The following is a 25,195-nucleotide window of genomic DNA, read 5'->3' as shown; positions in this document are numbered from 1 at the left end:
GTACGACCGGCGTCGCCGAGAGTGTCCGGTCTTGCTGTCTAAGCTGACGGAGTGCCCAGACTGGTGGACCACGAGCTGCGACGGGCGGAGCTTCTCGCAGCCGCCTGGCGGGTGGTCCGGGCCCGGGGCGTGGAGGGCACCACCACCCGCGCCATCGCCGACGAGGCCGGCTGTTCGCTGAGTGTGCTGGCGCATTTCCTGGGCGGCAAGGACGACATACTGGTCGCCGCGCAGAAGGCGGTCTACGACCGGATCGTCGAGCGGGCCTTCCAGCTGGGCGGTGACCTGTTCGGGTTGGAGGCGTTGCGCGCCGCCCTCGATTCGGTGCTACCGCTCGACGCCGAGCGGGCCGCCGACGCCCACGTCAACGTCGCGTTCGCCGGGGCGGCCCTGTCGCATCCGCGGCTGGCCGAGTCACGCCGGGACTCGCACCGGGCGATAAGAGTCCACCTGATCACCTGCCTGCACGAGGCGCGGGAGCTCGGTGAACTGCGGGCCGGGGTGGACGACGACGCGGTGATCGACGACTTCATCATCCTGGTCGAGGGCAGTTCCCTGCTCAGCCTGGTGGACGGCTGGGCGGAGGAGGGACGCGCCGAGCGGCTGTCCCGCCTCGCCGGCCAGTTCGTCGATCAGCTGCGCCGCTGAGCCGCGATCAAGTCGCGGTACCAGTGGTAGGACTCCTTCGGGGTGCGCTCCAGCGTCGCGTAGTCGACGTGGATCAGCCCGAACCGCTCGTCGTAACCGGCGGCCCACTCGAAGTTGTCGAGCGCCGACCAGACGTAGTAGCCGTCCACCCGGACGCCCTGCTCGACGGCGTCGGCCACCGCCCGCAGATGGGAGTCCAGATAGGAGATGCGGCGCTGGTCGTCGCGGAACGAGGCGCCGTTCTCGGTGACGATCACGGGCGGCAGTGCGGGATAACGGTCCTTGAGCGTCATCAGGATCTCGGTCAGCGCCGTCGGTACGATCGCCCAGCCGAAGTCGGTACGCTCCGCGCTCTCCACCGGCACCGGTGAGAACGGCAGCCCGTCCGGGATGTCCACCTCGAGCACGCCGCTGTAGTCCTTGCCGGCCCGGGGCGCCTCGATCATCGTCGGCTCGTAGAAGTTGACCCCGTAGAAGTCCAGCCGCGCCTTGATCAGTTCCAGGTCCCGGTCGAGTTGCGCCCCGGACGTCCCCACGCCCGCTTCGATCATCTCGTTGGGGTACGCGCCGAGCAGGATCGGATCGGAGAACGTCCAGTTGGTCAGGTCCGAGAAGATCGCGGCCGCCGCGACGTCGGCCGGGTCCTCGGTCGCCGCCGACACCGGGAAGTGCTGGCTCGCCACTCCGACCGTCCCCGCGCCGTGCGTCCGCAGCACCTGCACCGCCAGCCCATGGGCGAGCAGCTGGTGGTGGGCGGACGGCAGCGCGCCCAGCCCGAGGCCGCGGGCCGGGGCGTGGTCGGTGAGCGCGTACCCGTAGAGGGTGTGCACGTTCATCTCGTTCATGGTGATCCAGTCGCGGACCCGGTCGCCGAGGCGCAGCACGAGCGTGCCGGCGTAGTCGGCCAGCCGGTACGCGGTGTCCCGGTTCATCCAGCCGCCCGCGTCCTCCAGTTCCTGCGGCAGGTCCCAGTGGTAGATCGTGGGCACCGGCCGTAGTCCGGCACCGAGGATCGCGTCGACGAGCCGGTCGTAGAAGCCCGGGTCGGCGAGCACCCGGGTCCAGGAGAACGAGAACCGGTAGTCGTGCACACCGGCGGCGGCGATCAGGGCGACGTCGTCGGCGTACCGGTGATAGTGGTCGGTGGCGACCCGGGCGTCCTGGCCGTGCCGCACCACGCCGGGCCGCGCGGTGAAGGTGTCCCAGATGCTCGGGCCCTTCCCGTTGACGTCGGCCGCACCCTCGATCTGGAACGCCGAGGTCGACATGCCGAACCGGAAACCCGGGGGGAACTGGGGATACACGGTGGTTCCTTTCAGCGCAGAGCTCTCAGTCGGGGAAGCACGGCCAGGGCCAGCAGGGCGATGGCCGCGGTGACGAGGTAGAGGGTGCGGTAGTCGCCGGGACCGGTGACGATCGGCGCGGCCAGCACCGGGGCGAGCAGCTGCGGCAGGGTGCCGGCGATGTTGGCGACGCCGAGCATGGTGGCCCGGGTCTCGGCGTCCGGCAGCACCTGGGTGATCACCGCCATGTCGACCGCGATGTACGCACCCCACCCCGCACCGACCAGCGCCGATGCGCCGATCGCCACCCAGACGACCGGGACCAGGGCCAGCATCGCGGTCCCGGCGGCCAGGGTCACGGCGGCCACCGCCACGAAGATCCGCCGGCGTTCCCAGCGGTCCGAGAGGACGCCGCCGATCGCGCCGACGATCCCGGCGAAGAGCACGTTGACGACGGTCAGGATCAGCACCCAGAGCGCGGCGTCGGTCACGCCGACCCGGTCCGACAGGTAGTAGAAGAGGTAGACCAGGACCAGCGCGTTGACCAGGTTGAGCAGGAACCGGATCAGCCAGGCCCAGGCGAACGGCGCGCTCGGCCGCGTCCATTTCCATGAGACTCTGTCCGCTTTCATCGGTACGTCTCGGTGGATGACCAGCAAGGCCGCGCCCAGTGCCGGGACCGCGATCGCCACCGCGATGTAGCCGATCATGCCCTGGCCGACCGCCACGGCCACCGCGGTGCCGAGCACCACACCGACGATCTGGGCGACCCCGAACAGCGAGCCCACCGTGCCGCGCTGCCGCTCCGGCACCACGTCGCCGATCATCGCGGCGAGCGCGGCCATCGGACCGTTCAGCCCGGCCTGCACCAGGATCCAGCCGGTCACCATCGTCGCGGTGGACCCGGCGGACGCCAGGACCAGCAGGCCGGACACCCCGACCACGGTGCCGGCCACGAAGATCGGCAGCCGGCGGGACCGGATCCGGTCGGAGAGCACGCCCCACAGCGGGTTCGCGACCATCGAGGCCGCCGCGCCCCACGCCGTGACCAGGGCGAGCAGCGCCTCCTTGCCGCCGTCGCCGGCCAGCCGGGCCGCCTGCTCCGGGAGCAGGATCTGGATCGGCCCGAACCAGCCCGCCGCCACCCCGACCATGGCCAGGCCGTAGGCGGTCATCCAACGGCGGCGGACCGGCGTGGCGGCGACCGTGGTCATGCCGGTCGCCGCTCGGTGCGGGCGGTCATGCCCTGGCCCGCTCCCACATCACCGTGTAGGCCTCAGCGCCGCTGAGCAGCTGTTTGCGGAGCACGGTGGCGTCGGAGCCGGACTGGCCGATCAGGTCGGTGATCCAGTCGGCGTAGAGGCCGTACTGGGCGACCCCGTCGGTGTTCAGGTCGAAGGTGCGGGTGCCGTAGACCTGCTTGGCGACGGTGGTGCCGTTGGTGGCGGTGAACGGATAGGTGAGCGGGCTGGACCCGGCATTCAGGCGGGGGGCGGCCTGGGGGCCCAGCCCGTTCACGTCGGTGCCGACCCCGTACCCGGTGATCTTCGAGGCGTTGGTGAGCGCCTGGTGCGCCCGCCACTCGTCCAGGAAGGTCGGCGTCTCCTGGCCGTCGTCGGTCGCCGCGAACGCGTAGCTCGCGACGAAACCACCGAGGCCGAGGACGCGGTTCACGATCGTCGGATCGGACCAGCTGTGCACCGAGGTGACGCCGGGATATCCGGCCCGCTCGGCAAGGTCGAGGACCGCGGTCGCGGTCTTCACCCCCATGTGGTCGATGTGGATGATCATGCCGCGCTCGATCATTTCTTCGATGAGGTACGTACCGAGCGCCGTCAGCCCGCGGACGTTGCAGATCGGGCCGCTCGGGTAGACCGGCAGGATGGTGCCGGCCGGCAGCGCGACGCCCAGCTCCAGCAGACGCGCGAGGTCGTCGCTGACCAGTGGCTGTTCGTTGTCGGACGGTCCGGTGCAGCTGGTCGCCTGCCACCAGTGGCCGCTGGACAGCAGCTGCCCGACGTTGATCGCGGCGCCGGTGACGCCCTCGTCGAAGCGGGTGCCGCCGAGCGCGTTGTCGAACTTGTGCACCGGGTACAACCCGCTGACGCCGAGGCTCTCCAGCTCGTCGAGTCCGGCGTCGATGTCCGCGGTGGTGCACTGCGGCACGTCGTTGATCTCGCGGCAGCCGAAGATCTCGGAGTTCTCCACCCCGATGGTGACCGCAAGTTTGCCCTGCGCGGCGATCTGCCGGACCTGCTCGGGCGTGGTGGCCAGCCGGAACCAGCCCTTGCCCGGTCCGCCACTGCGGGCGTCGACGTAGTCCTGCATCTTCGCCAGGTAGGTGGCCTGCGCCCGGATCTGGTCCATCTCGTCGCAGGAGGTGTGCTCCGGGGTGAGCTCGCAGATCACCCGGTTCGCCACCAGCAGCACGTTGAGCACCCGCTGGCCGGACTGCCAGGCCCGCTCCAGGCTGCGGAAGTAGGACGCCTCGTGCAGCAGCGTGTCGTTCTGCGGCCAGTCGCCGAAGGTGGGCCAGCCGTCCTCGGCCGAGGCGATCGGGTCGGTGCCGGCGATGATCGCCTCGAGCAGGGCACCCCAGCCGAGGGTGCCGTGCGAGGCGCAGCCCTTGAGCGCGACCGGTGCGCCGCCGGGCGCGTACGCGTCACCGCAGTGCAGTGATCCGCCGAACGCCTCCGCGGCGGTGACGTGCGCGTGGGCGTCGATCCATCCGACCAGTTCGCCGTCGGCGTCCACCCCGGCGGCGGGGGTGCCGCTGACGCCGGTGGTGATGTCCGGGATCGCGGCGCAGCCGGTCGTCGCGCCCAGCGTGAAGGTGGAGCTGCCGGCGCCGAGCCCGCCCAGGTAGGTGCCCATCTGCTGGCCGGTCGCGGTGGATACCAGCTTGTAACCGCCGTCGGCGGTGCTGACCGTCCAGTCGGCGCGGTCGCCGTAGTCCGCACCGGCCCAGATCCAGCCGAGCACGCTCTGATAGATCGGCGCTCCGGTCGAGTCCCGGATCTGGTATCGGCCGAGTTGGGTGGCCTCGAACCGGAACTTCTCGGCGCTCGTCGCGCTGCTCGAGAACCCGTATCCGACGCTGTCCTTCACGACGTACCCGGTGGAGGTCTGCAGCGTGACGCAGGAACCCTCCAGTGCGTAGGCCGGCGTCCAGGTCACCGCGGCCTCGGCGGGCGTGGGTAGCCCTCCGACGAGGCCGAGCACCAGGACGCCCGCGACCAGCGAACGTGCCACGGCAACACCCCCTTGGTCGATCACATGATCCAACAAAACGGAGTGTAGGAACATCGGACCCGCGCAAGCCAGAGGGATCCGTAAATATTTTTGAACTGGAATGATGCCAATGTGGGGAGCCAGACACCCGCTGCCGCGAGCGTTCCCGCGTTCGCGGGACTAGCGTGACGGGTGTGACGCTCTCCCTGGCGGTCTCGCCGTGCCCCAACGACACCTTCGTGTTCCACGCCCTGATCCACGGGCTGGTGCCCGGCGCGCCGCCGGTCGACCTCACGTTCGCCGACGTCGACGTCACCAACACGGCCGCCGAGAGTGGCACGTTCGACCTGGTCAAGGTGAGTTACGCGGCACTGCCCTGGCTGCTCGGCGACTACGACCTGCTGCCCTGCGGCGGCGCACTGGGCCGCGGCTGTGGCCCGCTGGTGCTGGCCCGGGAACAACGCGACCTGACCGGCGCGACGGTGGCCGTGCCCGGCGACCGCACGACCGCCTACCTGCTGTTCCGCCTCTGGGCCTCGGACCAGCCGCCGGCCCGCATCGAGGTGGTCCCGTTCCACCAGATCATGCCGGGTGTCGCCGACGGGACGTTCGATGCCGGCCTGGTCATCCACGAGGCCCGTTTCACGTACCAGCGTCATGGCCTGCACGCCCTGGCCGACCTGGGCGAGTGGTGGGAGCACGACACCGGCCTGCCGATCCCGCTCGGTGCGATCCTCGCCCGCAAGGGCGTCGTCGACCCGGCGCAGGCCACCGAGTGGATCCGCGAGTCGCTGCGCCAGGGCTGGCTCGACCCGGCCGCCAGCCAGGACTTCATCCTCGCCAACGCGCAGGAGATGGAGCCCACCGTGGTGAAGCAGCACATCGAGCTCTACGTCAACGAGTTCACCCTCGACCTGGGCAGAGACGGACTCGCCGCCGCCGACGCCCTGCTCGGGCGTGCGGCAGCGGCGGGCCTGACACCAGCGGTGAAGCCGTTCCTCTAGACCTCGAACTCCCGGGCGACGGCGTGCACCAGCTGAGCGATCTTCTGTGCGGTCTTCTTGTCCGGGTGCCGGCCCCGCTGCAACGAGGGCTGCACCTGACTCTCCAACACCTTGATCATGTCTTCGATCATGCTGGCGAGCTCGTCGGCCGGACGCCGGCGCAGCTCGGCCAGTGACGGCGGGGCGTCCAGAAGCTTGACGCCGAGCGCCTGCGCGCCCTTGCGACTGTCCACGACGCCGAACTCGATCCGCTGTCCCGTTTTCAGCTCAGTGACCCCCGCGGGCAGCGCACCCTTGGGCAGGAAGACATCGCCACCCTCATCACTGGTGACGAATCCGAACCCCTTCGTAGCGTCGTACCACTTCACTCGACCCGTGGGCACCGCTGACCTCAACTTCACTCAATGGACACAACTGCTCACGGCAAGGCTATCCAGAGAGGCGTCAGGACCCAACTGTTATCTCAGCCAGTAGTGCTGGGAACACGCTGAGATCTTCGAGCACGTGAGCGGCACCGGCAGCGCGGAGATCCGCCTCGGAACACGGTCCGGTAGCCACCCCGATGCCCGGGATCCCGGCCGTCCGGGCCGCCACCATGTCCGCCACGTGATCACCCACGTACCAGCGCACACCGTGCTCCACCAGCGCGGACGCCTTGCCCTCAGCGAACAGGTCACCGGCCAGCTCATCCACGGGCATGCCCAGGTGGTCGAGGTGCAGGCGGGCCAGACGGCCCAGTTTCGAGGTCACCACCACGGTCCGCAGACCGGCGGCACGCACCGCCGCGAGCGCCTCCACGGCGCCGGCGGTCGGCACGGACGGGGTGATCGCGTGCACCTCGTAGAGCGCGCGATAGGTGACGACCGTCTGTTCGATCTCCTCGGCGGGGAACCAGTACCCCAGCTCGGTCCGCAACGGCGGGCCGAGCCGGGACACGGCGAGGTCGGCGTCGACGTGCACACCGGTCCGCGCGGTCAACGCGCGATACGCCTCACGGATCCCCGGCCGGGAGTCGATGAGGGTCATGTCCAGGTCGAAACCGACCGCACCCGGCATCGCGGCGATTCAGTCGCCCTGAGCCATCGTCGCCCGGTACCGCAGCGAGTCCACCGGCAGGGGGAAGGTCTGGTCGTCACCGAAGGGCGACGGGGCGGCGGCACGGTCGGACACCAGCTCGGAAACCGTGTGAGCCGGGGCTGCGGGCTGCCCGCCCTTGGCCGGCTGAGTCTTCTGGGCCTTCGACGCCACGTTCGGTCCTCCTCTGATCGAGGTCCGGCCACGCCCGGACCCACCACCATCGTCCCATGAACGTTAGCGTTGAAGACGATGGCCACCACATTCGCCGATCAACTACGGTCGCTCCCCGACGAGGCGCTGGGCGCGCTCATCCAGTTGCGCCCGGACCTGGTCGTTCCGGTACCCGCTGACATCTCGGCGCTCGCGGTACGCGCACAGTCCCGCAACTCGGTCTCCCGCTGCCTGGACGCGCTGGACGAGTTCACCCTCCTGATCCTGGACGCGGCCCGCCTCAGCCGGGCCGCCGACACCGCGCTCACCTCCGTCGACGCGATCCTCGAACTGGCCACCGGCGTGGCCGGCGACGACGTCCGCGCGGCGATCGACCGGCTGCGCAGCCGGTTCCTGCTCTACGGCGCACCCGAGGGCCTGCACGTGGTCGGCACGGTCGACGAGGTCACCTCGCCGTACCCGGCCGGCCTCGGGCGTCCCGCGGACTTCCTGGACGCCCGGACCGCGGCCCTCTGCGCCGACCGGGCCAAACTGCGCCGCACGGTGCTGTCCGCCCCGCCCGGCGCCCGGGCCGTCCTGGACCGGCTCGCCGCCGGTCCCCCGATCGGGGCACTCAACCGGGAGGCGATGGCCGAACCGGTCCGCTGGCTCGTCGACCAGCACATCCTGGTCCCGGTCACCGAGGCCGGCCGGGCACCCCGGCCGGACGGTGAACTGGTCGAACTGCCCCGCGAGATCGGGATGCTGCTGCGCCGCGACACCGGGCCGATCGGCGTGCTGCGCCCGTACGCGCCGATGCCGGACGCCCCGATGCGCGACACCAAGGCCGCCGACTCGGCCGGCGCCGGACAGACCATGGAGGCGGTACGCGCCACCGAAGCCCTGCTGGAGGCGCTGGCCGCCGAACCCGGCCCGGTGCTGCGAACCGGCGGCCTCGGTGTCCGCGACCTGAAACGGCTGACCCGGGCCACCGGCCTGGACGAGTCCGGCACCGCCCTGCTGGTCGAGGTGGCGTACGCGACCGGCATGCTCGGCGAATCCGAGGTGCCCTCCAACGGACGGACCGGCACCGCGCAGGAGGTGTTCCTGCCCACCAGCGCGTACGACATGTGGCGGGCGGCCGGCGCGGCACACCGCTGGACCAGCCTGGCCCGGACGTGGCTGATGATGACCCGGCAGACCGGCCTGATCGGGCGGCGCGACGAACGGGACCGGCCGATCAACGCGCTCGCCCCGGACGCCGAACGGGCCGGGGCACCCCAGGCCCGGCGGGAGGCGCTGACCGCCCTCGCCGACCTGGCACCGGGCGCCGCCCCGACCGCCGAGGACCTGCTCGCCCTGCTCAACTGGCAGGCGCCGCGCCGGGCCCGCGGACGTGAAGGCGCCCACCGGGACGCGCTGACCGGCGCGGCCCTGCTCGGGATCACCGGGTTGGGGGCGCTCACGTCGTACGCCCGGCTGCTCCTGGCCGATCCGGAACCGGACGAGGGTGACCCGTTGGGGGTGCACCCGCAGGACGCGCCCGCCGACGCGGTCCGTGCCCTGGACGCCCTGCTGCCCGAACCAGTCGACCACGTCCTGGTCCAGGCCGACCTGAGCGTGGTCGTGCCCGGCCCGCCGGAACCGGAACTCGGGGCCGAACTGGACGTGATCGCCGAACCCGAGTCGGCCGGCGGCGCCAGCGTCTTCCGGGTCACCCCGGCCAGCCTGCGCCGGGCCCTGGACGTCGGCTACCGCGCCGACGACCTGCACACCCTGTTCCGGCGGCGGTCCCGCACCCCGGTGCCGCAGACCCTGACCTACCTGATCGACGACACCGCCCGCAAACACGGCGGCCTGCGCAGCGGATCGGCCGGCTCCTACCTGCGCAGCGACGACGAGGCGCTGCTCGCCGAGGTGCTCGGCGACAAACGCCTGCTCACCGTCGACCTGCACCGGATCGCGCCGACCGTGCTGGTCAGCCCCCGGCCGGTGGCCCGCCTGCTGGGCGCGCTCCGGGAGGCCGGTTACGCCCCGGTCGCCGAGGACGCCGGCGGGGCGACCGTCCTGACCCGGCCCAAGGCGCGACGTGCTCCGGCGCGTACACCCAGAATCGCCGACCCCGGAGGCCCCCCGACGCTGGCCGGACCCCGCCTGGCCGGGGTGGTCGAACAGTTGCGCCGCGGCGACGTCGCCACCCGCGCCGCGCGGCGGGCCCCGGTCACCGTGCGCGCCGCCCAGGGTCAGGCGGTACCCGGTCTCACCGCGGTGCAGCAGCATTCGCAGGCCATGGCGGTGCTCCAGCAGGCGGTGCGCGACAAGGTCCGGGTCTGGGTGGGGTACGTGGATTCGCACGGCGCCACCCTGTCCCGGCTGGTCCGGCCGGTCTCGCTGAGCGCGGGCTACCTGCGGGCCGAGGACGAGCGCGGCGAGAGCCTGCACACTTTCGCCCTGCACCGCATCACCGCAGCCGTCACCGAGGAGTAGCTCTGCCGCTGACGACGGGTACCCCGTTCGGGTTAATAAGGGTTTCCGTCGTCAGCGGAACAGAGGAATAATCGAGACACCGCGCGTTTTGCAAGCCTGTCTCATCTCCAGGACGGCCCGGCATGGACCCAGCCACCGAACCACCCCGCAACGAGACCGAAGTCCTCCGCCGAGCCTCAGCCATCCTCACCGAGCGACTCCCCGCGACGTGGTCCCTGCAGACGACGACATCCGGTTCGGGGCCGGACCTGCTTCTCACGGTCACCGCACCGGACGGCAACGCCGTCACCCTGGTCATCGAAGCCAGGACCACCGTCGAGGGCCGGGACGTCACCCATGTCGCTGCGCAGCTCGACGCACATGCCGGCTCGATGAGCAGGGCGCATGGTGTGCTGGCCGCCCGATACCTGTCCCCGCAGGTCCGCAGACGCCTCATCGAGAACGGCATCTCCTTCGTCGACACCACCGGGAACCTCCGCCTCGAAACCGCCTCACCCGGCCTGTTCATCGCCGATCGCGGGGCCGACGGGGACCCGTGGCGGGGACCCGGCCGGCCCCGCGGCACCCTCAAAGGCGCGCCTGCCGCACGAGTGGTCCGCGCCATCACCGACTTCGCGAGGGACTGGTCCATCCGCGATCTGATCCAGACGGCTCAGGTCTCCACCGGCTCGGTCTACCGGGTCGTCGACTTCCTGGAGAGGGAGGGACTGGCCGAGCGCACCGGCCAGGGGAAGGTCGTCATTCCGCGATGGGACGCGGTCCTGCGCCGATGGAGTGAGGACTACGGCTTCACCCGCTCCGGACGGGTCACACGCTGGATAGCGCCCCGCGGTCTGGACGACCTGCTGGCACGTGTCGCCGAGAACAGCGTGGAGACCTACGCGATGAGCGGGACGATCGCGGCCGCCGAGTGGGCGTCCTACGCCCCCGCCCGGGCCGCCATGATCCACACCGCTGACGCCGGAACGGCCGCCGCCCGATGGGGGCTCCGGCCGGCGGACGCCGGCGCCAACGTGATGCTCGCCGAACCCGACACGGACGTCCCGTTCCTGCGCAGCCTCACCAGCACCAGCCGGCTCCGCATCGCTGCGCCCGCACAGGTGACCGCCGATCTCATGACAGGTCCGGGACGCAACCCCCAAGAGGCAGAACAACTCCTGGATTGGATGACAGCCAATGAACGATCCTGGCGTCTCTGAGCGACACCAGCCGCAGGATCTGCTCGTCCAGGCACGCGGCGCGATGCTGGATGCGTTGGAGGCTCTGAACGAGCACCGCAGCGCTGTCATCGTCATCGGGGCCCAGGCCGTGTACCTCAGGACCGGCAGCGCGCGGGTCGCACTCGCCGAAGCGACCAAGGACAGCGACCTGGCGATAGATCCCCGCCTCCTGAGCGAGGATCCCCGCGTGGATGCGGCCATGCGAGCGGGTGGCTTCCTGCCCGATCCCCGGCACGGACAACCCGGTTCCTGGGTCAACGCCGCAGGCATCCCCGTGGATCTGATGGTTCCCGACGCGCTCGCCGGCCCCGGAGGCCCGTCGGCCCGAGGTGCCCGTCTCCCTCCGCACGATCGCCGGGCCATGCGGCGCGCTCGCGGCCTCGAAGCGGCTGTCGTCGACAACACGACCGAATGCATCAGTGCACTCGATCGCACGGATCCCCGCGTCTACGAGGCCAGAGTCGCGGGACCGGCCGCACTTCTGGTCTCCAAGATCCACAAGATCACCGAACGCCTCGGAACGCCGCATCGTCTCAACGACAAGGACGCCCACGACCTGTACCGGATCCTCATCGCCATCGAGACGGCCCTGCTGGTGGACGGATTCCGCCGTCTGCTCGACGACCCGGTCAGTGCCTCCGTCACCGATCACGCGCTCGACGAGATGAGGGAATTGGCGGCTTCCGGGCCGGAGGCGATGATCCCCGTCATGGCCGGCCGCGCCGAGGAGGGTCTCGGGGAGCCTCCGACGGTCGCCCTGTCGACGTCGCTCCTGACGCACGACCTGCTCGCCGAGCTCGGAAAGTGAACGCGGGGTGCCGGGTCGTGCACCCCCGCTGAGCCACGACCCGGCACCGCCCCCGCATGAGTTACACGTGTGAGTCCACCGGAATGTTGCACCCTGATTTTCGTGTCAGACTGGAGGGTCGGTTTTCGGCTCTGCGGAAGGTTTCACGGGTGAGCGGCGGACCACTGATCGTGCAGTCGGACAAGACCCTTCTCCTCGAGGTCGACCACCCGGACGCGCAGGCGTGCCGGATGGCGATCGCCCCGTTCGCGGAGCTGGAGCGGTCCCCCGAGCACGTGCACACCTATCGGCTGACCCCGCTGGGGCTCTGGAACAGCCGGGCGGCCGGCCACGACGCCGAGAGCGTGGTCGACGCGCTGATCAAGTTCTCGCGTTATCCGGTCCCGCACGCGCTGCTGGTCGACGTGGCCGAGACGATGGACCGCTACGGCCGGCTGCAGCTGCTGAACGACCCGGTGCACGGCCTGGTCCTGCGCGGGCTCGACAAGATCGTGCTGATCGAGGTGGCCAAGTCGAAGAAGATGGCCGGCATGCTCGGCGCCCGCCTCGACGACGAGACCATCGCGGTACACGCCTCCGAACGCGGGCGCCTCAAGCAGGCCCTGCTCAAGCTCGGCTGGCCGGCCGAGGACCTCGCGGGGTACGTCGACGGCGAAGCGCACGCCATCGCGTTGAAGGAGGACGGCTGGACCCTGCGGTCCTACCAGCAGGAGGCGGTCGACGGTTTCTGGGCGGGCGGTTCCGGTGTCGTGGTGCTGCCGTGCGGCGCGGGCAAGACGCTCGTCGGCGCGGCCGCGATGGCCCAGGCCTCGGCGACCACCCTGATCCTGGTGACCAACACGGTCGCCGGCCGGCAGTGGAAACGCGAACTGCTGGCCCGCACCACCCTCACCGAGGAGGAGATCGGCGAGTACAGCGGTGAGCGCAAGGAGATCCGGCCGGTCACCATCGCGACGTACCAGGTGCTCACGTCCCGCCGCGGCGGCGCCTTCACCCACCTGGACCTGTTCGGTGCCCGCGACTGGGGCCTGGTCGTCTACGACGAGGTGCACCTGCTGCCGGCCCCGATCTTCCGGTTCACCGCCGACCTGCAGGCCCGCCGCCGGCTCGGCCTCACCGCCACCCTGGTCCGCGAGGACGGCCGCGAAGGCGACGTGTTCTCGCTGATCGGCCCGAAACGCTACGACGCCCCGTGGAAGGACATCGAGTCCCAGGGCTGGATCGCCCCGGCCGAGTGCGTCGAGGTGCGGGTCACCCTCACCGAGGCGGAGCGGATGGCGTACGCGGTGACCGAAGCCGAGGAACGCTACCGGGCCGCGGCCACCGCCCGCACCAAACTCCCGGTGGTCAAGGCCCTCGTCGACAAGCACCCGAACGAGCAGGTGCTGGTCATCGGCGGTTTCCTCGACCAGCTGCACGAACTGGGCGAGTTCCTGGACGCCCCGATCGTGCAGGGTTCCACCACGAACAAGGAACGCGAGCGCCTGTTCGACGCGTTCCGGGACGGTTCGCTGCGCACCCTGGTCCTGTCGAAGGTCGGCAACTTCTCCATCGACCTGCCGGAGGCGGCGGTGGCGATCCAGGTGTCCGGCACGTTCGGTTCCCGGCAGGAGGAGGCCCAGCGTCTCGGCCGGGTGCTGCGCCCCAAGGGCGACGGGCGGCAGGCGCACTTCTACTCGGTGGTCTCCCGCGACACGATCGACACCGAGTACGCCGCGCACCGTCAGCGTTTCCTGGCCGAGCAGGGCTACGCCTACACGATCGTCGACGCCGACGACGTCCTCGGTCCGCCCCTCCCCCAGATCGACTGAGACCTCTGCCATCGGCTGCACTGTAGATGATCAACTGCAGTGCGGCCGGTGCCATACTCCCGGGCGTGAACATCATGGGGGAGTATCGATTCGACTACCGTTCGTTCCGGCGGATGGCGGTGCAGGCGCTCGGCCGCCGGGTCATCGCGGGCCGGATCGCCGTCGGCATCCTGGTGCCGCTGGTCGTCCTGCTCGGCCTGGCATCCGACTTCGACTCGCGAATCGTCAAAGTGCTGCTGGCCTGCGCCGCGATCCTCGCCATACCGGAGATCTACGCCCTGCTCGGCTGGCAGGGCCAGCGCTCGCTCAACACCGGCCCGGTCAGTTTCACACTGACCGACCTGGGCATCCGTATCACCGCGGCCGGCAGCGACACCCACCTCGGCTGGACCGCCCTCACCTCGATCACCGCGCGCCGCAGCGTGTGGGTGCTGCGGCACGGTCCCGTCCGCAACCTGCTCCCCCGGGCCGCTTTCACCCCGGACGAGCAGGCCGCCATCGATACTTTCCTGGCCGCCCGGGCCTGACCCGCTCGACGACGCAGCGGTGCGCCGCTGAGCGTGCGCGCACCACACTCCGTCCTCGTCCCGTTCGACGACGATGATCGGCACGGTCAGCTCGCGTACCTTGCGGCCAGGTAGATCACGGCGAAGACCAGGAAGATGACGTTGAAGATCTGGAGGGGACGGTAGCCGGTCGAGACCTGCTCGCCGCGCGGGCCGAGTTTCCCCTTCGCGAAGGTGATCGTCGGCGCCATGTACTCCAGTTGCAGGCCCTCGTCAGGGAGCACCACGTCACGGGTGACCCGGCCGGCCCTACGCGGCAGCACGTACGGCACGAAGACCTCGACGCGGTGCGTTCCCGGGCCCAGGTTGACGTTGCGCGGTCCCCAGCCGCTCACCGGGTGTTCCACGCCGTCGACGAGCAGGCGCGGCGCGGTCATCTTGAACGCCCAGGCGCCCGGTGCGTGCCGGAAGTCGATCAGGAGTGCGGGCATGGTCAGCGCCTCCAGGTCCGGGTGGTCGTCGTGGTCACGTTGCCTGCTTTGTCGTACGCCCGCAGTTGGACCTTGATCGTCTTGCCGTATTTGGCGGTGTTCAGCGTGAACTTGTACGCCGCCTTGGTGTCGGTCGCGACGACCTTGCCGTTGACCAGCAGCTGGACCTTGGCGATGCCGTTCTTGTCACTGGCCGACGCGGTGATCGCGACCTTGCCCTTGATTTTCGCCTTGTTCTTGGGGGCCTTGGCGAACGCCAGCTTCGCCTTCGTGTTGTCCACGATCACGGTCCGGGTGACCATGGTCGAGTTGATCAGGCCGTCCCAGGTGTACCAGGTCAGCTCGTTGCGGCCCTCCTGCAGCGTGTCCGTCGTCAGGGTGCACGTCGTGCAGACGAGGCGGGTGTTACCCGGCACCAGGGTGGCGGTGGTCATCGCAGTCGGGTCGGACACCCGGACCGTGCTGGTGACCTTGCGGCCGCGGATCAGAGCGTTGTTCGCCGGCGACACCCAGGTGACGACGGGACCGCTGACGTCGACGCGGACCTTCGCGGTGAGCGTCGACCGGTTGCCGAGGCGGTCCCAGGCCCGGATCTCCACGGTGGCGGTCCGGTTCTTCCTGCCCCAGCCCGGGTGGTAGTAGGTGTACGCGGTCGAGCGCAGCACCCCGTCCACCCACCATTCGATGCGCCCCGACCCGTCGGTGTCCTGCAGGGCGGCGGTGAGCTCGATCCCCTCGGCGGTGACGACGGAGGGGATGCTCGTGGTGATCCGCGGGCCGACGTTGTCGAACGTGTAGAACCGGCTCGTGGCGGTGAGGTTACCGGCCCGGTCCTTGACGCGCAGGTTCACCGTGGCGCCCGGCCGGGTGATGACGCTGGTGTCCCAGGCGAGGGTCCAGGGTGCGGCGACCGCTGTGGCGACCACCTGCCCGTCGACGCTGAGCTGAAGCTCGGCGGTGTCGCTGGAGACGTCGACCGGGGTGAGCTCGACGGGGCCGTGCAGGACGCTGTCCTGGGCCGGGAGTGTCGCCGCCGGCCTCTCGGTGTCGACGTTCACCAGGGTGGTGGCCTGCCCCTTATTCCCCGCGGCGTCGACGGCTTGGACGGTCACCTCCACCGCATGGTCGTTGTAGGAGTCCGGCGGGGTGAAGCTGATGCCGGCCCGGCCGGCATTTCCGGTGTATGAGCGCCACAGCGTCCCGTCGAGCAGGACGTTGACCTTCTCGACGGCCACATCGTCGTGATAGATCGGGTAGATCCTGCGGGCCTGCCCGACCCACTGGCCCTCGGTCAAGCCGGTGGAGGTGACGACCGGAGCCGAGGTGTCGTCGGCGAGGGCGGGTGTGCCCGCGGTGAGGATCAGAGAGGTGGAGAGCGCCGTGACCACGGCGCTGCGAAGCATGCGCAAGAGGTACTCCCCGTGAATGGCCCCTGCGGGCCCCGCAAACGATACGCCACCGGATCGACGCTGTCGATCGCCGGTCACCGATGGCCGCCCGGAGGTCCGGGCGGCCATCATGGGCTACTTCTTCTTCGTCCAGGTCCGGGTGGTCGTCTTCCGCAGGTTGCCGGCCTTGTCGTACGCCCGCAGCTGCACCTTGATCGTCTTGCCGTACTTGGCGGTGTTCAGAGTGAACTTGTACGCCGCCTTGGTGTCGGTCGCGACCGCCTTGCCGTTGACCAGCAGCTGCACCTTCGCAACGCCGTTCTTGTCGCTCGCCGAGGCGGTGATCGCCACCTTGCCCTTGACCTTCGCCTTGTTCTTCGGCGCCTTGCTGAACGCCACCTTGGGGGCGGTCCGGTCCACGGTCACCGTGCGCCGGGCGACGGTGGTGTTGCCGACCTCGTCCCAGACCGTCCAGACCACCTGCCGCTTGCCTTCCGGGCCGGCCGCGGTGCGGGACGTGAACTCGGTGCCCGGCTCGACCCGGCTGCCGCCCTTCATGCCGGCGCCGACCTCGCCGCTGACGTCGTCCACGGCGATGATCGTGCTGGTCAGGTTGCCGCCGGGGATGATCGCGCCGTTGCGCGGCGTGACCCATTCGACCTCGGGCGCCTGAGTGTCCAGCTCCATCTCGCCGGTGTACGTGGTCAGGTTGCCGACGCTGTCCCAGGCGTTGAAGAGCACGTCGACGGTCCGGCTGGCCCCGGTGAAGGTGTACCGGAAGGATGCGGCCGTCGACCGCAGCTTGCCGTCGATCCACCACTCGACCCGGTCGACGGCGGACTCGTCGGTCACCCATGCGGAGAAGTCGTAGGCCCCGCCGGGGATCAGCGGTTCCAGCTCGATCGAGACGTACGGCCCGGACGTGTCCTCGTCAGCGGCGAAGGCGGGCGAGCCGGCACCGAAGAGCAATGCGGTGGCGAGGGTCGCGGTGGCAACGGTACGCAGAATGTCCAATGTGGCTCCCCGTGAATGTGGCTGCCGGGGAACGATACGACACCGGATCGACGCTGTCGACGGCCGATGTCAATGCGGGACGGCCGGCCCGGGGCGGAACAACTCGGAGAGCAGATCGCCGTGTCCCCCGACCCGCTCCAGGACCTCGCCCGCGCCGAACTGGCGGGCCTCGGCGTCGCCGGTGGCCATCGCGGCCACCTCGTCCCAGGTCATCGGGGTCGACGCGGTGGGTGTCGCGCCCGCGCGCAGCGAGTACGGCGTGACCGTCGTCTTCGCCGCCGCGTTCTGACTCCAGTCGATGAAGATCTTTCCGGGGCGCAGCCGGCGGGCCATGTTCGCGGTGATCGAGCCGGGGACCATCCGGGACAGTTCCTCGGCGACCCGGCGGGCGTATCCGGACACCACCACCGAGTCCTGGGTGCCGGAGATCGGGCAGCACAGTTGCATGCCCTTGCGGCCGGAGGTCTTCGGGAAGGCGGCTATCCCGTCCACGTCCAGGCGGTCGCGCATCAGGACCGCCACCGCGCAGCATTCCCGCAGGCCGGCCGGTTCACCCGGGTCGAGGTCGACGACCATCAGGTCCGGGTCGGCGCCGAGACGCCACTGCGGAGTGTGCAGTTCGATCGCCGCCAGGTTGGCCAGCCAGACCAGGGTGGGCAGGTCGTCGACGACCACGAAGTCGATCGTCTCGCGTCGCCGGGTGGAGCCGGGCACCGGCAGGGTCGCCAGGTGCACCCATCCAGGCGTACCCCCCGGCCTGTTCTTCTCGAAGAAGTGTGCGCCCTCGACACCGTGCGGGAAGCGGATCCGGGTGGCGGGCCGGCCGCGCAGGTGCGGCAGCATGACCGGGGCGACCCGCGTGTAGTAGTCGATCACCTCGCCCTTGGTGAATCCGGTCGCCGGGAACATGATCTTGTCGAGGTTGGAGAGCTCGACGTCGTGGTCCTCGATCGTCACCAGCATGCGGTCACGGGGTGCCATCGCCACACTCCCGGGCCGGTTTGTCGTCGCGGAGCCGCAGGAAGCGGGGGAACCGCAGGCGGTGGTCGGGGGTCTCGTTGCCGTAGCGGATCTCGGCGACCAGTTCCGGGCGGACCCAGTGCACCCCGCGGGAGTCGTCGCGGGGCACCGCGCCCGGCACGAACGGCGACTCGCCCGCGGCGAGCGGTGCCAGCCGGGCCAGCAGGTCGCGTTCCGCGGCCGCGCCGATGCCGCCGCCGACCCGTCCCCGGAAGGCCAGGCCGGCCGGGGTGGGCACGCCGACCAGCAGGCCGCCGAGTTTGCGCGCGCCGGGTCGCCAGCCGCCGATCACGTAGTCGCCGGTGTGCTCGAACTTCACCTTGATCCAGTCGGCGGACCGGCGTCCGGGCAGGTAGACCGAGTCGGACCGCTTGGCCATCACGCCTTCGAGCTGGTTCTCCCGGGCGGCGGTCGCGGTGGCCACGCCGTCGCCGAACGACGGCGGCACCATCCAGTTCGGGCCGGCCATGCCGAGTTCCTCGAGGCGCTCGCGCCGGGCCAGGTAGGGCAGGCCGGTGTAGTCGATGCCGTCGAGATACAGCAGGTCGAAGGCCAGGTAGGTGGCCGGCACGGCGGCTGCCAGCCGGCTCGCCCGGGTGCGGTCCCGGACGTGCATCCGCTCGGCCAGCAGGGGGAACGAGGGGCGCCCGTTCTCATCGAAGACCACCATCTCGCCGTCGAGCAGGGTGCCCTCCGGCAGGTGCAGGCCGATGATCTCCGGGTAGGCGGCGGTGACCGTGGCGCCGGAGCGGGCGAACAGGTCGGGCGGTCCGCCGTCGAACAGCGCGAGGACGCGGACCCCGTCCCACTTGAACTCGTAGCTCCAGTCGGACCCGCCCGGCAGCGGGCCCGCGGTGGCGAGCATCGGGGAGAGGGGTGGTCCCGTCACCCGATCACCATAAGCAGATCCATTCACCTTACGCAGCTGTCTCAGTGATGCCATCCTGATCAGGGGTCCGGACACCGTGAGGAGTCGATCATGCGCGCAATCTGGAAGGGTGCCGTATCCTTCGGTCTCGTATCGATCGCCGTCAAGTTGTATTCAGCGACGGAGGAAAAGGACATCCGCTTCCACCAGGTGCATCGCACCGACGGCGGCCGGATCAAATACCAGCGGACCTGCTCGGTGGACGGGGCCGTGGTCAGTTATGACGATATCGCCAAGGGATATGACATCGGCGGTGGAGAAATGGTGATTTTAACGGACGACGACTTCGCCGACCTGCCGTTGAGCACCTCCCGCGCCATCGACGTTCTGGAATTCGTTCCGGCCGAACAGATCGACCCGATCCTGTTCGCCAAGTCCTACTACCTCGAGCCCGAGGGCCAGGCCGCCAAGCCCTACGTCCTGCTCCGCGACGCGCTGCGCGACGCCGACCGGGTGGCCATCGTCAAGATCGCGATCCGGCAGCGAGAGCAGCTCGCCAGCCTGCGGGTCCGCGACGACGTGCTGGTCCTCAACACGATGATGTGGCCCGACGAGGTGCGCGCCCCGGAGTTCGGCTTCCTCGACGACGACATCGAGACCCGCCCGGCCGAACTCGCGATGGCCAGCTCACTGATCGACTCGATGGCCGGCACCTTCAAGCCCGAGGACTTCACCGACGACTACCGGGCCGCGCTCCAGGAGGTCATCGACGCCAAGGTCGAGGGCCGCGAGGTGGTCCAACCGGAGGAGACCGAGGAGGCCGCGCCCGCGGCGATCGACCTCATGGCGGCGCTCAAGGCCTCCGTCGAACGCGCACGCCAGGCGCGTGGCGAAGACCCCCCATCGGGTACGCGTGACGCGCCCCCACCCGCGAAAAAGGCATCCGCGGCCGCGCCTTCGGCGGCACGGAAGAAGGCCGCTCCCGCCGCCGAGGCCACGACGAACACCACGACCGCCGCCAAGAGCACCACGGCCGCGGCGAAGAAGACGACCGCCAAGAAGACAGCCGCCAAGAAGACGACTGCCAAGAAGACCACACCCGCCGCGAAGGCCGCCAAGAAGTCGGCGTGACTAGGCTCGCCCCGTACGGAATCGTTTCTTGGAAGCGGGTGGCAGGGTGGCACTGACGTGGGCGGAGTCTTACCTCGGGCGGGTGCGGGCGAGCGTCGGCGACACCGACACGATCTTCTTCGTCGGGGCCCGGACGGTGGTCCTCGACGAGCAGGGTCGCCTGCTGCTGATCCAGCGGTCGGACAATCACCGCTGGGCGATCCCGGCCGGGGCGATGGAGCTCGGGGAGAGTCTCGAGCAGTGCGCGGTCCGCGAGCTCTGGGAGGAGACCGGTCTGCGGGCCACGTCCCTGACGCCGTACGTGTTCCACACCGCGCACACCTACACCAACGAGTACGGCCACACGTACCAGCAGATCCTGATGACCTTCGTGGTGCACAGCTGGGAGGGTGAGCTGGTCCGGGTGACCGACGAGAGTGTCGACGCCGGCTTCTTCGCGCCTGACGCCCTGCCCTCGGGGCACTCGCTGATCATCGAGGAGGCACTGGCCGACCTGGCGGCGTTCCGGGAGCACGGGCAGTTGATCCTGAAGTAAGAAGCTCAGGCAGGATGTCACCACGTGACATCTGGCAAGCGCCGTCTCGGCCTGGATCTGACTCCGCTCCGCACCTCCCGGGACTTCCGGCTCGTCTTCACCGGCGGCGTGGTGACGGCGTTCGGCTCGTTCATCAGCTACGTCACCATCCCCTTCCAGGTGGCGCAGCTGACCGACGACCCGCTGATGGTGGGCCTGATCGGGGTCTGCGAGCTGGCGCCGCTGCTGATCATGGCGTTCGTCGGTGGGGCGCTGGCCGACTACATCGACCGCCGGCTGCTGGTCCGCGGTTCGGAGGCCGCTCTCGCCGCCATCGCCGGGCTGCTGTTGTTCAACTCGCTGTCGGACACCCCCCATCTGTGGCTCCTCTACGTCGCCGCGTTCCTGACCGCCGCGGTCGCCGGTCTGCAACGGCCGGCGCTGGAGGCGATGGTCCCGCGGCTGGTGAAGCCGGAGGAGTTGCCGGCCACCATGGCCCTCCAGTCGTTGGGCATGCAGTTCGCCCAGCTCCTGGGCATGCCGCTGGCCGGTGTCCTGGTGGCCAGCTTCGACCTGGCCTGGGTGTACGCGTTCGACCTGTGCACGTACGCCGTCTCGCTGATCTGCCTGACCCTGGTGAAGGCGGTCCCGCCGCCGCCGGCCGCCGATCGCCCGTCGTTGAGCAGTGTGGTCACCGGCCTGAGGTACGCGCGGTCCCGTCCCGAGTTGCTCGGCACCTACCTGGTCGACATCAACGCGATGTTCTTCGGCATGCCGTCCGCGCTCTACCCGTTCCTGGCCACCAAGCTCGGCGGTCCGCAGGTGCTCGGCCTGTTGTACGCCGCGCCCGCGGTCGGTTCGCTGCTGGCCACGTTCGGTTCCGGCTGGACGTCCCGGGTGCACCGGCACGGCCTGATGGTGCTGATCGCGTCGGCGTTCTGGGGTGTCGGGATCATCGGTGTCGGCCTCTCCGGCACTCTCTGGCTGACCCTGCTCTGCCTGGCGTTCGCGGGCGCCGCCGACATGATCTCCGGCATCTTCCGCATGATCATTTGGAATCAGACCATTCCCGATCATCTGCGCGGGCGGCTGGCCGGCATCGAGATGCTCTCGTACACGACGGGGCCGCTGCTGGGGCAGTTGCGGTCCGGCGCGATGGCCCGGACGAGCCTGGGCATCGGCGGCTCGATCTGGGTGGGCGGCGTGCTCTGCGTGGCCGGTGCGGTGGCGCTGGCTGCGGCGCTGCCCAGTCTGGTCCGATACGACGGCAAGGACGGCATGGCCTTGAAGAAGGCCGCCGACGAGAAGTGGGCCGCCGACGCCGCCCAGCGATCCTGACCTTCGCAGAAGCGAAAAAGACGACCGCCCGGGTCGATCGGCAACCCGGGCGGTCGTGTCTTTTCAAGCTCAGTACGTCTGGCGCGGCATCGAGCCGCTTCGGAAAGTCTTCACGCGATCACTCGTCGCTCGCCAGTCCCGGGGCAGAGTATCAGCCCCGCGGACGAAGAGCATGGCCGATCGGTCAACCGAAATGGACCGAATCGCCGCTGGCTCACTCAGGCCGTTTGCTGACCTGCGACGGAATCGATCAGCGCCGCGCAGAACGCCGGCACATCGTCAGGTTTCCGACTCGTGATCAACGTGCCGTCGACGAAGACCTCCTCGTCGACCCAGGTCGCTCCCGCGTTCACCAGGTCGGTCCGCAGACTCGGCCAGCTGGTGAGCGTCCGGCCGTCGACCACGCCCGCCTCGACGAGCGTCCAGGGCGCGTGACAGATCGCGGCCACCGGCTTGCCGGCGCCGACGAAGGCCCGTACGAACCGGACCGCGTCCGCGTCCATCCGCAGGAAGTCCGGGTTCGCGACGCCGCCCGGCAGCACCAGCGCGTCGTAGTCCGCCGGATCCGCCTCCCGCACCGACCGTTCCACCCGGTACGCGTTCCCGGGGTCCATGTGGTTCATCGCCTGGATCTCGCCGTCCTTGATCGAGACGAGTTCCGCGGTGCCGCCCGCCTTCTCCACGGCCTTACGCGGCTCGATGTACTCGACCTCTTCCACCCCGTCGGTCGCCAGGAAAGCCACACGCTTCCCCTTGATCGATACGGTCATCGCCCGTGCCCCCTCCGGATCGCCGCGGCTTGCGCCGTCAGTACGTCCGGTTCCCGGTGGCGGCCCGCGCAAACGCCGGGGCGCGACCGACTGCCAGCCGCCCGATGAACCAGGCACCGAAACCGGCCATGGTCAGCGCGAGCAGTTCGACCATGAGCAGGCCCCCGCCGACCACCCGCTCGGGCGTGTGCACCCGCAGCATCGCGATCACCGCGAAGATCACCAATACGCCCATGCTCAGCAATCCACGAAGAACGCCGAGCCGGCGCTGTTCGGGCATTCGCATGAACATCACGTCGACGGCTCCGGCGAGTATCGCCATCACCCCGATGAAGAGGCCCGCGATCACATTCCAGTAGGCCAGTGCGCCAAGGATGCTAGGACCCCCCATCAAGTCGGCTATATCGAACATTGCGGCCATCGCGAAGAGGCCCAAGGGGAACATCACCAGAATCGGTTGCACCGCCTGACCCGCGATGTTCAATCGGCTCTCCATCCAGCTGCCGCCCTTCCCACCTGCTGCTATGCAGGTTCCCTCCGACATCGACGGTTGTGGCCTACCCGGCCCCGGAGACACTGAAACTCCGCGGCCCCGTCCGATGGCCGACCACAGAGCCCCTGAGCAGCTTGTACGCAATTTGCAACATGGCATTCTGAGTGGTGGCGGACTGCGGGATGGCGTGCTCTACTACCAGTAGAGCAACAAAAGGGCGGAGTTGGAGGGAGAGTCAAACAACGGCACCCGGCGGCAAACGGGTGCCGTTGTCATCTCTGCGGCCATTGTCATCTCGACAGCTCTGCAATCTTGTTGCACAGCGAGGCGGAGATGCGTCTCCCGCGCCAATGATGGCCCGCTTCTCTCCTCCTCGCAAGGCACAGCGAAGAGGAGTTCGCCATGCGCACACGAACCTACTATCGCGGGCCCGATGCCACCGTCGTCGATGATCAATTCATCTGGCGCACGAGTTCGACGTCGATCACTTTCCTCGTTCCCGATCTCCGTCATGTCGGTCTGGTCCAGGCGCCACCGCGGGTCCGCCCGTTCGCGCCGGCTCTCGTCGTCCTCACCGTCTTCGCCGCCATCGCCGGCTGGACCCTGATCCCCGACCCCACGATGTACGTGGCCGGCTTCCTCGCCGTGACCGCGCCGGTGGTGGTCGCCGTCTGGCGCGAGCCACGCCACTGGGAGCTCCACGCGCAGTACCGCAACACGGCGGTGGTGCTGTATTCCTCCGCCGACGCGCGGGTCTTCAATCAGGTGAGCCGGGCTCTGCGCCGCGCGATGGAGGACACCGGACGCTCTCCGTGGGGCTATGGACTCGCAGCAGCTTGACCTGCGACTTTGCCGACTCTCTCGGGTGACATCCGAATTCGATCAAAACCCCGCACGGCACGCTTCGTTCTGATAGGACAGTACTAGCATTTTCCGCGACCTCGCTGACTGCCAAGTGGCATGCAGCGAGGTGGCAGCGGGAGAGCTGGACGGTACGGAACGTCGCCACCCACTTCGACGATGAAGGACTCATGGCTGAGGGTGACTCGCCTACGATCGCGCGCCGACGCGTGCGCCTCGCGCTGCGTGAAGCGCGGGAGCAGGCATCGCTGACTCAGAACCAGGTCGCCGAGGAGATGGAGTGGTCGCTCAGCAAGGTGATCAGGATCGAGAACGGCGACGTCAGCATCTCGCCGAACGATCTCAAGCCGCTGCTGACGTACCTCGGGATCAAGGACCGGGCGGTGGTGACCGCCCTGATCGCGGACGCCCGGATCGCCCGCACCCGCCAGCGTCAGGCGTGGTACCAGACGCCCGAATCACGGGAGACCCTCTCCGACCCGCTCCGCAAACTGATCGAGTACGAGCACGAGGCCCGCGAGATCCGGTCCTACTCGATCTACTACGTTCCCGGGCCGCTGCAGACGCCCGGCTACGCCACCGCACTGATGCAGCGCTACGAGGACGAGCTCAGCGTCGAGACCCGGCAGCGACGGGTCGAGGCCCGCGCACGCCGGCGCGAGGCGCTGCTGACCCGGACCGATCGGGCGCAGATCATGCTGCTGCTCGACGAATCGGTGCTCCGCCGCACGATCGGCGGCCCGGAGATCTTCGCCGAGCAGCTGCACGACCTGAAGAAGAATGTCGAGGACGGACTCATCAAGGTCCGGATGGTGCCGTTCTCGATCGACGCTCCGGTGACCAACAATGCCAGCTTCGACCTGCTCGTCATGAGCGAGGGCGAGGTGCTTTACCGGGAAACCGGGCTGGGTGACGAAATGATCGAAGACCGCGAGACGACCGCGAAACACCGCGCTCGCTACGACAAGGTCTGGCACGAGGTCTCGGATGAAAAAGACACGATCGAATTCATCCGGCGACAGATAGCAATACTCGAGGGATCCCCTCGAGAAAACACATAACCCAAGGCCGCGAGCCCTGTC

At 69.5% G+C, this 25,195-nt stretch carries 25 protein-coding genes; 12 read left to right on the top strand and 13 right to left on the bottom strand.

Annotation, left to right across the window (positions count from 1 at the left end; genetic code table 11):
• Window positions 1-51: 51 nt before the first annotated feature.
• Window positions 52-648, top strand: a complete 597-nt coding sequence (locus tag QSK32_RS31140) for a TetR/AcrR family transcriptional regulator (RefSeq protein WP_045740564.1) — start codon at window positions 52-54, stop codon at window positions 646-648.
• On the opposite strand, the gene QSK32_RS31135 is transcribed toward QSK32_RS31140, so the two are convergent.
• From QSK32_RS31135 to QSK32_RS31125, 3 genes are read right to left on the bottom strand one after another with little or no spacing between them, the layout of a single operon-like run.
• Entirely contained in the window at window positions 633-1,952 is a 1,320-nt protein-coding gene (locus QSK32_RS31135) for a glycoside hydrolase family 1 protein (RefSeq protein ID WP_285473892.1), read from the bottom strand. The genes QSK32_RS31140 and QSK32_RS31135 overlap by 16 nt on opposite strands.
• Before the next feature lie 11 nt (window positions 1,953-1,963).
• Window positions 1,964-3,145, bottom strand: a complete 1,182-nt coding sequence (locus tag QSK32_RS31130; protein WP_285473891.1) for an MFS transporter — start codon at window positions 3,143-3,145, stop codon at window positions 1,964-1,966.
• 25 nt (window positions 3,146-3,170) lie between these two features.
• A complete protein-coding gene (locus QSK32_RS31125) occupies window positions 3,171-5,183 on the bottom strand; it encodes an amidohydrolase family protein (RefSeq protein WP_052720171.1) in 2,013 nt (670 codons plus the stop codon).
• 173 nt (window positions 5,184-5,356) lie between these two features.
• Between QSK32_RS31125 and QSK32_RS31120 the strand changes: the two genes are divergently transcribed.
• Window positions 5,357-6,166 carry a 1,4-dihydroxy-6-naphtoate synthase gene (locus QSK32_RS31120; protein WP_285473890.1) on the top strand — a complete coding sequence of 270 codons (810 nt, stop codon included), beginning with the start codon at window positions 5,357-5,359 and terminating at the stop codon, window positions 6,164-6,166.
• On the opposite strand, the gene QSK32_RS31115 is transcribed toward QSK32_RS31120, so the two are convergent.
• The 3 genes from QSK32_RS31115 to QSK32_RS31105 all read right to left on the bottom strand — a co-directional run bounded on the left by QSK32_RS31115 (window position 6,163) and on the right by QSK32_RS31105 (window position 7,414).
• The gene (locus QSK32_RS31115; RefSeq protein WP_045740560.1) at window positions 6,163-6,549 is read right to left on the bottom strand and encodes a cold-shock protein; all 387 of its coding nucleotides are present in this window, start codon (window positions 6,547-6,549) and stop codon (window positions 6,163-6,165) included. The two genes, QSK32_RS31120 and QSK32_RS31115, sit on opposite strands and share 4 nt — an antisense overlap.
• 61 nt (window positions 6,550-6,610) lie before the next feature.
• Window positions 6,611-7,222 carry an HAD family hydrolase gene (locus QSK32_RS31110; RefSeq protein ID WP_045740559.1) on the bottom strand — a complete coding sequence of 204 codons (612 nt, stop codon included), beginning with the start codon at window positions 7,220-7,222 and terminating at the stop codon, window positions 6,611-6,613.
• 9 nt (window positions 7,223-7,231) lie between these two features.
• A complete protein-coding gene (locus QSK32_RS31105) occupies window positions 7,232-7,414 on the bottom strand; it encodes a hypothetical protein (RefSeq protein ID WP_045740558.1) in 183 nt (60 codons plus the stop codon).
• Window positions 7,415-7,492: 78 nt separating this feature from the next.
• On the opposite strand from QSK32_RS31105, the gene QSK32_RS31100 reads away from it, so the two are divergent.
• The 5 genes from QSK32_RS31100 to QSK32_RS31080 all read left to right on the top strand — a co-directional run bounded on the left by QSK32_RS31100 (window position 7,493) and on the right by QSK32_RS31080 (window position 14,246).
• Window positions 7,493-9,880, top strand: a complete 2,388-nt coding sequence (locus QSK32_RS31100; RefSeq protein ID WP_045740557.1) for a helicase-associated domain-containing protein — start codon at window positions 7,493-7,495, stop codon at window positions 9,878-9,880.
• A gap of 122 nt (window positions 9,881-10,002) precedes the next feature.
• Complete coding sequence (locus QSK32_RS31095) at window positions 10,003-11,079, top strand: type IV toxin-antitoxin system AbiEi family antitoxin (RefSeq protein WP_285473889.1); 1,077 nt, start codon at window positions 10,003-10,005, stop codon at window positions 11,077-11,079.
• On the top strand, window positions 11,057-11,908 hold the full coding sequence (locus QSK32_RS31090) for a hypothetical protein (protein WP_045740555.1): 852 nt from the start codon (window positions 11,057-11,059) through the stop codon (window positions 11,906-11,908). Before QSK32_RS31095 ends, QSK32_RS31090 begins: the two co-directional genes overlap by 23 nt.
• Before the next feature lie 149 nt (window positions 11,909-12,057).
• Window positions 12,058-13,719 (top strand): DNA repair helicase XPB, encoded by a 1,662-nt coding sequence (locus QSK32_RS31085; RefSeq protein ID WP_045740554.1) that lies wholly within the window; start codon window positions 12,058-12,060, stop codon window positions 13,717-13,719.
• Between the two features lie 74 nt (window positions 13,720-13,793).
• Window positions 13,794-14,246, top strand: coding sequence for a YcxB family protein (locus QSK32_RS31080; protein ID WP_245673840.1), 453 nt, complete (start codon window positions 13,794-13,796; stop codon window positions 14,244-14,246).
• An 86-nt stretch (window positions 14,247-14,332) separates the two neighbouring features.
• On the opposite strand, the gene QSK32_RS31075 is transcribed toward QSK32_RS31080, so the two are convergent.
• The 5 genes from QSK32_RS31075 to ligD (QSK32_RS31055) form a co-directional block, all read right to left on the bottom strand.
• Entirely contained in the window at window positions 14,333-14,716 is a 384-nt protein-coding gene (locus QSK32_RS31075) for a hypothetical protein (RefSeq protein WP_285473888.1), read from the bottom strand.
• A gap of 2 nt (window positions 14,717-14,718) precedes the next feature.
• Window positions 14,719-16,119: an Ig-like domain-containing protein gene (locus QSK32_RS31070; protein ID WP_045740552.1), complete on the bottom strand. Its 1,401-nt coding sequence runs from the start codon at window positions 16,117-16,119 to the stop codon at window positions 14,719-14,721.
• Window positions 16,120-16,239: 120 nt separating this feature from the next.
• A complete protein-coding gene (locus tag QSK32_RS31065) occupies window positions 16,240-17,118 on the bottom strand; it encodes an Ig-like domain-containing protein (protein ID WP_045740551.1) in 879 nt (292 codons plus the stop codon).
• 69 nt (window positions 17,119-17,187) lie between these two features.
• A complete protein-coding gene (ligD, locus tag QSK32_RS31060; RefSeq protein ID WP_285473887.1) occupies window positions 17,188-18,099 on the bottom strand; it encodes a non-homologous end-joining DNA ligase in 912 nt (303 codons plus the stop codon).
• The gene (gene ligD, locus QSK32_RS31055) at window positions 18,086-19,027 is read right to left on the bottom strand and encodes a non-homologous end-joining DNA ligase (protein ID WP_502872571.1); all 942 of its coding nucleotides are present in this window, start codon (window positions 19,025-19,027) and stop codon (window positions 18,086-18,088) included. The genes ligD (QSK32_RS31060) and ligD (QSK32_RS31055) overlap by 14 nt, the downstream gene beginning before the upstream one ends.
• Window positions 19,028-19,117: 90 nt before the next feature.
• Here ligD (QSK32_RS31055) and ku point away from each other — a divergent pair, with 90 nt between their 5' ends.
• From ku to QSK32_RS31040, 3 genes are read left to right on the top strand one after another with little or no spacing between them, the layout of a single operon-like run.
• On the top strand, window positions 19,118-20,137 hold the full coding sequence (ku, locus tag QSK32_RS31050) for a non-homologous end joining protein Ku (RefSeq protein ID WP_285473886.1): 1,020 nt from the start codon (window positions 19,118-19,120) through the stop codon (window positions 20,135-20,137).
• A 46-nt stretch (window positions 20,138-20,183) separates the two neighbouring features.
• Window positions 20,184-20,672 (top strand): NUDIX domain-containing protein, encoded by a 489-nt coding sequence (locus QSK32_RS31045; protein ID WP_045740548.1) that lies wholly within the window; start codon window positions 20,184-20,186, stop codon window positions 20,670-20,672.
• 24 nt (window positions 20,673-20,696) lie between these two features.
• Window positions 20,697-21,989 (top strand): MFS transporter, encoded by a 1,293-nt coding sequence (locus QSK32_RS31040; RefSeq protein WP_045740547.1) that lies wholly within the window; start codon window positions 20,697-20,699, stop codon window positions 21,987-21,989.
• Window positions 21,990-22,207: 218 nt separating this feature from the next.
• Here the strand turns inward: QSK32_RS31040 and QSK32_RS31035 are convergent, their stop codons facing one another.
• A complete protein-coding gene (locus QSK32_RS31035; RefSeq protein WP_285473885.1) occupies window positions 22,208-22,759 on the bottom strand; it encodes a type 1 glutamine amidotransferase domain-containing protein in 552 nt (183 codons plus the stop codon).
• A gap of 37 nt (window positions 22,760-22,796) precedes the next feature.
• Window positions 22,797-23,243, bottom strand: coding sequence for a DUF2231 domain-containing protein (locus tag QSK32_RS31030; RefSeq protein ID WP_285473884.1), 447 nt, complete (start codon window positions 23,241-23,243; stop codon window positions 22,797-22,799).
• Between the two features lie 411 nt (window positions 23,244-23,654).
• On the opposite strand from QSK32_RS31030, the gene QSK32_RS31025 reads away from it, so the two are divergent.
• A complete protein-coding gene (locus tag QSK32_RS31025; protein WP_045740544.1) occupies window positions 23,655-24,092 on the top strand; it encodes a DUF6232 family protein in 438 nt (145 codons plus the stop codon).
• A gap of 230 nt (window positions 24,093-24,322) precedes the next feature.
• Window positions 24,323-25,174 carry a helix-turn-helix domain-containing protein gene (locus QSK32_RS31020; protein WP_245673828.1) on the top strand — a complete coding sequence of 284 codons (852 nt, stop codon included), beginning with the start codon at window positions 24,323-24,325 and terminating at the stop codon, window positions 25,172-25,174.
• Window positions 25,175-25,195 lie beyond the last annotated feature (21 nt).

This window comes from Actinoplanes sp. NBRC 101535 (assembly GCF_030269225.1).
GTDB classification, from domain to species: domain Bacteria; phylum Actinomycetota; class Actinomycetes; order Mycobacteriales; family Micromonosporaceae; genus Actinoplanes; species Actinoplanes rectilineatus.
This window is presented reverse-complemented; position numbering and strand designations above follow the sequence as displayed.

What these genes read in the sequence shown, in the direction of transcription:
- QSK32_RS31130 (WP_285473891.1), bottom strand. Translation starts at nt 3,145, where the DNA reads ATGACCACGGTCGCCGCCACGCCGGTCCGCCGCCGTTGGATGACCGCC.
- QSK32_RS31110 (WP_045740559.1), bottom strand. Translation starts at nt 7,222, where the DNA reads ATGCCGGGTGCGGTCGGTTTCGACCTGGACATGACCCTCATCGACTCC.
- QSK32_RS31100 (WP_045740557.1), top strand. Translation starts at nt 7,493, where the DNA reads ATGGCCACCACATTCGCCGATCAACTACGGTCGCTCCCCGACGAGGCG.
- QSK32_RS31095 (WP_285473889.1), top strand. Translation starts at nt 10,003, where the DNA reads ATGGACCCAGCCACCGAACCACCCCGCAACGAGACCGAAGTCCTCCGC.
- QSK32_RS31090 (WP_045740555.1), top strand. Translation starts at nt 11,057, where the DNA reads ATGAACGATCCTGGCGTCTCTGAGCGACACCAGCCGCAGGATCTGCTC.
- QSK32_RS31080 (WP_245673840.1), top strand. Translation starts at nt 13,794, where the DNA reads ATGGGGGAGTATCGATTCGACTACCGTTCGTTCCGGCGGATGGCGGTG.
- QSK32_RS31075 (WP_285473888.1), bottom strand. Translation starts at nt 14,716, where the DNA reads ATGCCCGCACTCCTGATCGACTTCCGGCACGCACCGGGCGCCTGGGCG.
- QSK32_RS31070 (WP_045740552.1), bottom strand. Translation starts at nt 16,119, where the DNA reads ATGCTTCGCAGCGCCGTGGTCACGGCGCTCTCCACCTCTCTGATCCTC.
- ligD (WP_285473887.1), bottom strand. Translation starts at nt 18,099, where the DNA reads ATGGCACCCCGTGACCGCATGCTGGTGACGATCGAGGACCACGACGTC.
- ku (WP_285473886.1), top strand. Translation starts at nt 19,118, where the DNA reads ATGCGCGCAATCTGGAAGGGTGCCGTATCCTTCGGTCTCGTATCGATC.
- QSK32_RS31035 (WP_285473885.1), bottom strand. Translation starts at nt 22,759, where the DNA reads ATGACCGTATCGATCAAGGGGAAGCGTGTGGCTTTCCTGGCGACCGAC.
- QSK32_RS31025 (WP_045740544.1), top strand. Translation starts at nt 23,655, where the DNA reads ATGCGCACACGAACCTACTATCGCGGGCCCGATGCCACCGTCGTCGAT.